Annotated in this window: 6 protein-coding genes and 1 pseudogene; all 7 read left to right on the top strand. The window is 64.2% G+C overall.

Annotation, left to right across the window (positions count from 1 at the left end):
- Positions 1–211, top strand: a pseudogene (locus D8U61_RS11170) (hypothetical protein); the annotation flags it as partial.
- Positions 212–449: 238 nt separating this feature from the next.
- Positions 450–1,409 (top strand): MoxR family ATPase, encoded by a 960-nt coding sequence (locus D8U61_RS11165; RefSeq protein WP_030142594.1) that lies wholly within the window; start codon positions 450–452, stop codon positions 1,407–1,409.
- A 5-nt stretch (positions 1,410–1,414) separates the two neighbouring features.
- Positions 1,415–2,359, top strand: a complete 945-nt coding sequence (locus D8U61_RS11160) for a DUF58 domain-containing protein (protein WP_016774988.1) — start codon at positions 1,415–1,417, stop codon at positions 2,357–2,359.
- A complete protein-coding gene (locus tag D8U61_RS11155; RefSeq protein WP_110645661.1) occupies positions 2,356–2,853 on the top strand; it encodes a DUF4381 domain-containing protein in 498 nt (165 codons plus the stop codon). Before D8U61_RS11160 ends, D8U61_RS11155 begins: the two co-directional genes overlap by 4 nt.
- Complete coding sequence (locus D8U61_RS11150; RefSeq protein WP_130926921.1) at positions 2,846–3,925, top strand: VWA domain-containing protein; 1,080 nt, start codon at positions 2,846–2,848, stop codon at positions 3,923–3,925. Before D8U61_RS11155 ends, D8U61_RS11150 begins: the two co-directional genes overlap by 8 nt.
- Positions 3,922–5,658, top strand: coding sequence for a tetratricopeptide repeat protein (locus D8U61_RS11145; protein ID WP_130926920.1), 1,737 nt, complete (start codon positions 3,922–3,924; stop codon positions 5,656–5,658). Before D8U61_RS11150 ends, D8U61_RS11145 begins: the two co-directional genes overlap by 4 nt.
- Positions 5,655–7,286, top strand: coding sequence for a BatD family protein (locus tag D8U61_RS11140; RefSeq protein WP_130926919.1), 1,632 nt, complete (start codon positions 5,655–5,657; stop codon positions 7,284–7,286). Before D8U61_RS11145 ends, D8U61_RS11140 begins: the two co-directional genes overlap by 4 nt.
- Positions 7,287–7,372: the final 86 nt, after the last annotated feature.

The following is a 7,372-nucleotide window of genomic DNA, read 5'->3' as shown; positions in this document are numbered from 1 at the left end:
CCACGACAAGCCTTCGGCCCTGGATGGCGTGAAAGTCACCCTCAGCCCTGACCGTCTGCTGATCGAAATCGCCGCCGTGGACGCCGATGCGCTGGGTGGCAATGATTCGCTGGAAATCCTGCACAGTACCGATGCCAGCGATCTGGCCGAGGTGGAAGAGACGCTGCAGAACATTCTCGAGGGGATTGGTACTTACATCAGCGAAATCTGATGGTGGCTGAATGGGCGCCCTCGCGGGCAAGTCGGATCGCCGCACCGCTCGCTCCTACCGGTTTTGAGGTGATCGTTCCCACGCTCTGCATTCCCACGCAGAGCGTGGGAACGAGCGTTAATCCGCACATTTCTACAAAATGCCGTTAGTCGGCGCCCCCCGCGATGGATTAAAGTAACGCCCCCAGCCCTGGCGTTATTCGAACGTCTTCGGTCACCCTTTCCAGGAACAGTCATCGATGGAACATCGTGAAGCGCTGCTCGCGCTGCGAACCTTTCTTTCAACGCAGATTCTCGGCCAGGAAAAACTCATCGAGCGCTTGCTCATCGCCCTGCTCGCCGACGGCCATATGCTGGTCGAGGGCGCTCCCGGTCTGGCCAAGACCAAAGCGATCAAAGAACTCGCCGAGGGCATCGAAGCCCAGTTCCATCGAATCCAGTTCACCCCTGACCTGCTGCCGGCCGACATCACCGGCACCGAAATCTACCGTCCGGAAACCGGCAGTTTCGTCTTCCAGCAAGGGCCGATCTTCCACAACCTGGTGCTGGCGGACGAAATCAACCGTGCGCCGGCCAAGGTGCAATCGGCCTTGCTCGAAGCGATGGCCGAGCGTCAGGTCAGCGTCGGGCGCAGCACTTATGAGCTGTCGCCGCTGTTTCTGGTGATGGCCACGCAGAACCCGATCGAACAGGAAGGCACCTATCCGTTGCCGGAAGCCCAGCTCGACCGTTTCCTCATGCACGTCAAGATCGGTTTCCCCGACGCTGCTGTCGAACGGCGCATCCTCCAGCAGGCCCGTGGCGAGGCGCTGAACGGTGAGACCAAGCCCGAGCGTCGGGTCAGCCAGCAGGCGATCTTCGCCGCGCGCAAGGAAATCCTTGGTTTGTACATGGCCGACGCCGTAGAGGAATACCTGGTGCAACTGATCATGGCCACGCGCAACCCGGCCAAGTTCGACCCGGAAATGGCCGAGTGGATCGCTTACGGAGCCAGTCCGCGCGGTTCGATTGCCCTCGATCGCTGCGCCCGCGCCCACGCCTGGCTGGCCGGTCGTGATTTCGTCAGCCCGGAAGACATTCAGGCCGTACTGTTCGACGTGTTGCGCCATCGCATCATTCTGTCGTTCGAAGCCGAAGCCGCTGGCATCGATCAGGATCGCGTGGTGCAGCGGATTCTCGACGTCGTCGCCGTCGCTTGACCCCCATGAACGCCGCCCTGCCCTCCGAACCCGGTATCCGCATCAGCCTCGCCGAGCTGATCGAAATGCGTCACCGCGTGCGCGAGGTACAGCTGTTTTCCACGCCGAGTCAGCGCAGCCCGCTGATCGGCCTGCATCATTCGAAATTCCGTGGCCGTGGCGTCGACTTCGACCAAGTGCGGGTGTATCAGGCCGGTGACGACGTGCGCACCATCGACTGGCGCGTCACCGCGCGCACGCAGGAACCGCACACCAAGCTGTTCCATGAAGAACGCGAGCGGCCGATTTTCATCATGGTCGAGCAGAGCACGCGGCTGTTTTTCGGCTCGGGGCTGATGTTCAAATCGGTGCTGGCGGCGCAAGTCGCGGCGCTGATCGGTTGGGCCGCGCTGGGGCACAACGACCGGGTTGGCGGGCTGGTGTTTGGCGATAACGAGCACTACGAAATCAAGCCTCGCCGGAGCAAGCAGAGCCTGCTGCAATTGCTCAACCGTCTGGTCAAGGTCAATCAGTCGCTGCACAGCGAGCGCGAGCCAGATCGCGATGCCTTCGGCGTGGCCCTGCGCCGCGCGCGGGAAGTGCTGCGCCCGGGCAGTCTGGCCATCGTCATTTGCGATGAACGCGCTTTGTCCGACAGCGCCGAGCAGCAATTGAGTCTGCTGGCGCGGCATTGCGATCTGCTGATGTTGCCGCTGTCCGATCCACTCGATCACGCCCTGCCCGCCGCCGGCCTGCTGCGCTTCGCCGAACGTGGCGCGCAACTGGAGATCGACACGCTGAACTTCGACCTGCGCCAGACCTACCGCGCCCAGGCCGAAGCGCGCATCGCCCGTTGGGAATTGCTCGCGCAGAAGCTGCGGGTGTTGCTGATGCCCTTGAGCACGCAGAGCGAAATGGTCGAGCAGATGCGCGAGTTCCTGAACCCGCAGCGTCCGGGGAAAGGTCGATGAACGGCCTCGACCAACTGCAACCGCTGATCTCGCCGCCGCCGATCGCCTTCTGGCCACCGGCGCCGGGCTGGTGGCTGCTGCTTCTGCTGTTGCCGCTGCTGGGTTTTGCCGTGTGGAAGCTGCGCCGCTTCATTCCGATGAAGAAACGCCCGGTGGTGCGCGCCGAGCAACCGCTGGATCCGGTGCGCATCGCCGCGCTCGCCGAACTGGCGCAAATGCCCAAGCCTTACGACGGCGCTCCGGCCGGCGCCTGGCTGCAACAACTCAACGGCCTGCTCAAACGCCTGTGCCGCAACCACTATCCGTACAGCCAGAGCCACACCCTCAACGGTCGCAAATGGCTGGCCTTCCTCGATAACCGCTGCCCCGCTGCCGGCCTGACGCGCTGGATGGTGCTGGTCGAAGGCGCGTACAAGCCGGAATGCAAACTCGACGACAAAGCCATCGCCGGCCTGACCCAAGCGGTCGACACGTGGATTCGCAAACATGTTTGAGTTCGCCTGGCCGTGGGTCTTCGTGCTGTTGCCGCTGCCGTGGTTGATGCGTCTGGTCCTGCCGGTGGCCGACAGCGGCGAGCCGGCACTGAAAGTCAGTTTCCTCGCCGACCTCGAAGGCCTCGCCCGCCGCCGAGCCCGCGCCAACTTGCCGGCCTGGCGGCAGCAGGCGCCGTTTATCTTGCTGTGGCTGATCCTGCTGACCGCCGCCGCCCGCCCGCAATGGCTCGGCGAACCGCTGCCGATCGCCGCCAGTGGCCGTGATCTGCTGGTGGCGGTGGATGTTTCCGGCTCGATGGATTTCCCCGACATGCAGTGGCAAGACGAAGAAGTCAGTCGCCTGTCGCTGGTGCAGCACTTGCTCGGTGATTTCCTCGAAAGCCGCGACGGCGACCGCGTTGGTTTGATCCTGTTTGGCAGTCAGGCCTACCTGCAAGCGCCGCTGACCTTTGACCGGCGCACCGTACGCGTCTGGCTCGACGAGGCGCGGATCGGCATCGCCGGCAAGAACACGGCGATCGGCGATGCCATCGGCCTGGCCCTGAAACGCCTGCGCCTGCGCCCGGCACAAAGTCGAGTGCTGATTCTGGTCACCGACGGCGCCAACAACGGCGGCGAAATCAATCCGCTGACCGCCGCAAAACTGGCCGCCAGCGAAGGCGTCAGAATCTATCCGATCGGCATCGGCGCCAATCCCGAGGACAGCGGCTCGACCGGCCTGCTCGGGGTCAATCCGAGCCTCGATCTGGATGAACCGGCACTCAAGGCCATCGCCGAAATCACCGGTGGCCAGTACTTCCGCGCCCATGACGGCCTGGAGCTGCAAGCGATCAAGGACACCCTCGATCAGCTCGAGCCGGTGACTCAACAACCGACTCAGGCACGCCCGGCGCAAGCCTTGTATCACTGGCCGCTGGCGTTGGCGCTGTGGTTGAGCCTGTTGCTGGTCGTTCGCGAACTGTGGCCGGACAATCCGCTGCAACGCCTGTTTACCAAGCAACTGTATTTGCAAAGTCCACTGCCGGACTGGCGTCAGCGCTTGCAGCGTTTGCGCCTGCGGAGGCGCCGATGATCGCGCTCTGGCCGCACTGGTTCCGCCCTTGGTGGCTGTTGCTGTTGCCGCTGCTCGGCTGGCTGCTCTGGCAACTCTGGCACCGGCAGAAACGCGCCGGTCGCTGGCAGATGATACTGCCGCCAGCATTCCACGCAGCTCTGCTCAGTGGCGGCAGCGGTCGCCAGAGCAAACTGCCGTGGATCGCCCTTGGCGTGGCGTGGTTGCTGACCATTCTGGCCTTGCTCGGGCCGAGCTGGGAGCGCGTCGAACAGACCAGCCAGAAACCCGCCGACCCGCTGGTAGTCGTGCTCGAACTGACCCCGGAGATGCTCGCCACCGACTCGCCGCCGACGCGTCTCGAACAGGCGCGGCGCAAGCTGTTCGACCTGTTGCAGGCGCGCAGCGATGCGCAGACCGCCATCGTCGTTTATGCCGGCAGCGCGCACACGCTGGTGCCGCTGTCGGATGATCTGGCGACCAGCCGCAACCTGCTCGACGCGCTGAAGCCGTCGCTGATGCCGGAAGCCGGCCACCGCGCCGATCTGGCCGTGGACAAGGCGCTGGCGTTGCTCAAGCAAGGTGCGCTGGGACAGGGACGGATTCTGCTGATCGGTTCGTCGCTCAATGAAGAAGAACGGCGAGGCATTCGTCGTGCTCTGAATGGCGAGTCGACGCAACTGCTGATGCTCGGCATCGGCACCGCCGAAGGTGCGCCGATTGCCCAGGAGGACGGCAGTTTCCTCAAGGACGAGCAAGGCGCGATCCGCGTACCACAACTCGACAGTCCTGGTCTGGCGACATTCCTCAATAGCGTCGGAGGCGAGTATCGCCCGGCGCGACTCGACGAGGCTGATCTTGGCGCCCTTGGCCTGCTCAACGGCCCGCGCAGCCTGCGCGACGACGGCCAGACCGTGCGCCTCGATACGTGGGCCGATCAGGGCTATTGGCTGCTGTTGCCGCTGTTGTTGCTGGCTGCGTGTGCCGGGCGCCGTGGCTGGCTGTTCTGCCTGCCGCTGCTGTGGTGCCTGCCGCAACCGAGCTACGCTTTCGACTTCGAAGACTTGTGGCTGCGCCCCGATCAACAGGGTTTGCACTTGCTCAAGCAGAAACGACCGGCCGAAGCCGCGCAGCATTTTGAAGATCATCAGTGGCAAGGGGTGGCGTTGTACGAGGCCGGCGACTACAGTGGCGCCGCTCAGCGTTTTGCCGAGGGCAGCGATGCCCGCGCCCACTACAATCGTGGCAACGCTTTGGCAAAAAGTGGCGAGCTGGAAGCAGCAATCGACGCCTACGAACAGGCGCTGGAACTGCAACCGGATCTGCGTCCGGCGCAGACCAACAAGGCGCTGGTGGAAAACCTGCTGAAGCAGAAAAACGCCCCGCCGCCGCCCGAACCGGATAACCAGCCGAACGAACAAAGTCTGCCCGGCGATGAGCCCTCGCCCACCACCGCGCCCCCTCCGGCGGTGAGCAGTGAAACCCAGAGCGAGGCGCAACCGGCCGAGTCGGCCAGCGAACCGCCGCCGACCGCCCCGCCGCTGCCCGGCCCCAATGAAATCCCCGGCAGCAACGAGGAAGAGGAAACCGACACGGTGCCGACCCTGCGCCCGAGCGAGAACAACCTCGAAGGCGAGCAGCGTCAGGCGCTCGAGCAATGGCTGGGCAAGATCCCGGACGACCCGGGCGAACTGCTAAGGCGCAAATTCTGGTACGAACAGCAACAACATCAGGATCAGGAAAACAATCGATGACCCGCCTCACCGCTCTCTTGCTGCCCCTGCTGATCTGCACGGCCACCGCTCAGGCGGCCGAGCTGACCGCCAGCGTGGATCGCAGTCGCCTGAACTCCGGCGAGACGGTCGAGCTCACCCTCGAAACTGACGACGTCACCCAATTCGGCAAGCCCGATCTGTCGGCGCTGGAAGCGCTGTTCGAAGTGCGCGGCACGCGCCAGGTCAACCAGCTCAACACCCTCAACGGCGACAACCGCGCGACCACCCGCTGGATCATCACCCTGCTGCCGAAAGAGAACGGCAGCGTAGTGATTCCGCCGCTGCAACTGGGCGAAGCACAGAGCCAGCCGATCACCGTGCAGGTGATCGCCAGCGACAACCGCGAAGACAACAACAGCCTTGATCCGGTGTTCATCGAAGCCAGCCTCGATCAGACCAGCGTCTATGTGCAGGCGCAGGCCATCCTGACGTTGCGCATTTATCACTCGGTTTCGCTCTACGACGACAGCAGCCTCAGCCCGTTGCAAATTGCCGATGCGCGCATCGAACAACTTGGTGACACGCGCACCTACGAAAAAGACATCAATGGCCTGCGCCACGGCGTGATCGAGATGCGCTACGCGATCTATCCGCAACACAGCGGCCTGCTGACCATCGCGCCGCAGACGTTCAGCGCCACGCTGGTCGATACCGCGCCATCAGCAGACGCCTCGGGGCCGAAGCCCGGCAAACTGATGCGCGTCAGCTCGGCGTCGATTCCGCTGACGGTCAAACCGAAACCGCTGACCTACCCGGTCGATGCACCCTGGTTGCCGGCGCGCAACCTCAGCCTCAGCGAAAGCTGGAGCCCGGAACCCGACCACACCCAAGTCGGCGATTCCCTGACCCGCAGTCTGACCCTGAAAGTCGAAGGCCTCGCCAGCTCGCAACTCCCCGCCCTGCCCGCCACCGACGTCAACGGCCTGCGCCGCTACCCCGATCAACCGGTGCTGAGCAACCAGAGCAGCGACCGCGGCATCATCGGCAGCCGCGAAGAACGCGAAGCCCTGGTGCCAAGCCGCAGCGGCGCGATCGACCTGCCAACCGTCGACGTGGTCTGGTGGAACACCTTCGAAGACCACCTCGAACACAGCAGCCTGCCCGCGCGCACCCTGCAAGTGGCGAACAACCCCAGCCTGCAAATCGACACCCCGGCCGGCACCCTGCAACCGAGTACGCCCGACAACGACACCCTGTGGTGGTGGAAACTCAGCACCCTGATCCTCGCCTGCACCACCCTGCTCGGCTTCGGCCTCTGGTGGCGCGCCCGCTGGCAACCGGCAATCCACCGCGCCGCCCAGACCGGCCCTAGCCCACGCACCCTGCTAGACGACATCAAACGCGCCAGCCAGGCCAACGACCCCCACGCCACCCGCCAGGCACTGGACGCCTGGGCGCGGCAACAACCGGAGACGCTAGCGGACATGGCCGCGCGGTTTGTGCCGTTATCGGACGCGTTGGACGGGTTGAACGGCGCGCTGTACAGCGAGACCGGGCAGCACTGGCAGGGTGAGGATTTGTGGCGGGCGATCCGAACTATTCCGGCGGCGGAACGAGTGCAGGATCCGGTGAGTGAAAGTGGGTTGCCGCCGCTTTATCCGAAGTAAAAGCAAAAGATCGCAGCCTTTGGCAGGCCCTACGGATTGAGTGTAGGAGCTGCCGAAGGCTGCGATCTTTTGGTCTGAAAGTCTGG

Origin of the sequence: Pseudomonas sp. Sample_14 (assembly GCF_004307515.1) — a bacterium.
GTDB classification, from domain to species: Bacteria; Pseudomonadota; Gammaproteobacteria; order Pseudomonadales; family Pseudomonadaceae; genus Aquipseudomonas; species Aquipseudomonas atacamensis.
Note: the sequence above shows the minus strand (reverse complement) of the source record. Positions and strands in the feature narration are given on the sequence as shown.

Excerpts from the sequence above, each read along its gene's own strand:
- D8U61_RS11165 (WP_030142594.1), top strand. The coding sequence starts at position 450 with ATGGAACATCGTGAAGCGCTGCTCGCGCTGCGAACCTTTCTTTCAACG.
- D8U61_RS11160 (WP_016774988.1), top strand. The coding sequence starts at position 1,415 with ATGAACGCCGCCCTGCCCTCCGAACCCGGTATCCGCATCAGCCTCGCC.
- D8U61_RS11155 (WP_110645661.1), top strand. The coding sequence starts at position 2,356 with ATGAACGGCCTCGACCAACTGCAACCGCTGATCTCGCCGCCGCCGATC.
- D8U61_RS11150 (WP_130926921.1), top strand. The coding sequence starts at position 2,846 with ATGTTTGAGTTCGCCTGGCCGTGGGTCTTCGTGCTGTTGCCGCTGCCG.
- D8U61_RS11145 (WP_130926920.1), top strand. The coding sequence starts at position 3,922 with ATGATCGCGCTCTGGCCGCACTGGTTCCGCCCTTGGTGGCTGTTGCTG.
- D8U61_RS11140 (WP_130926919.1), top strand. The coding sequence starts at position 5,655 with ATGACCCGCCTCACCGCTCTCTTGCTGCCCCTGCTGATCTGCACGGCC.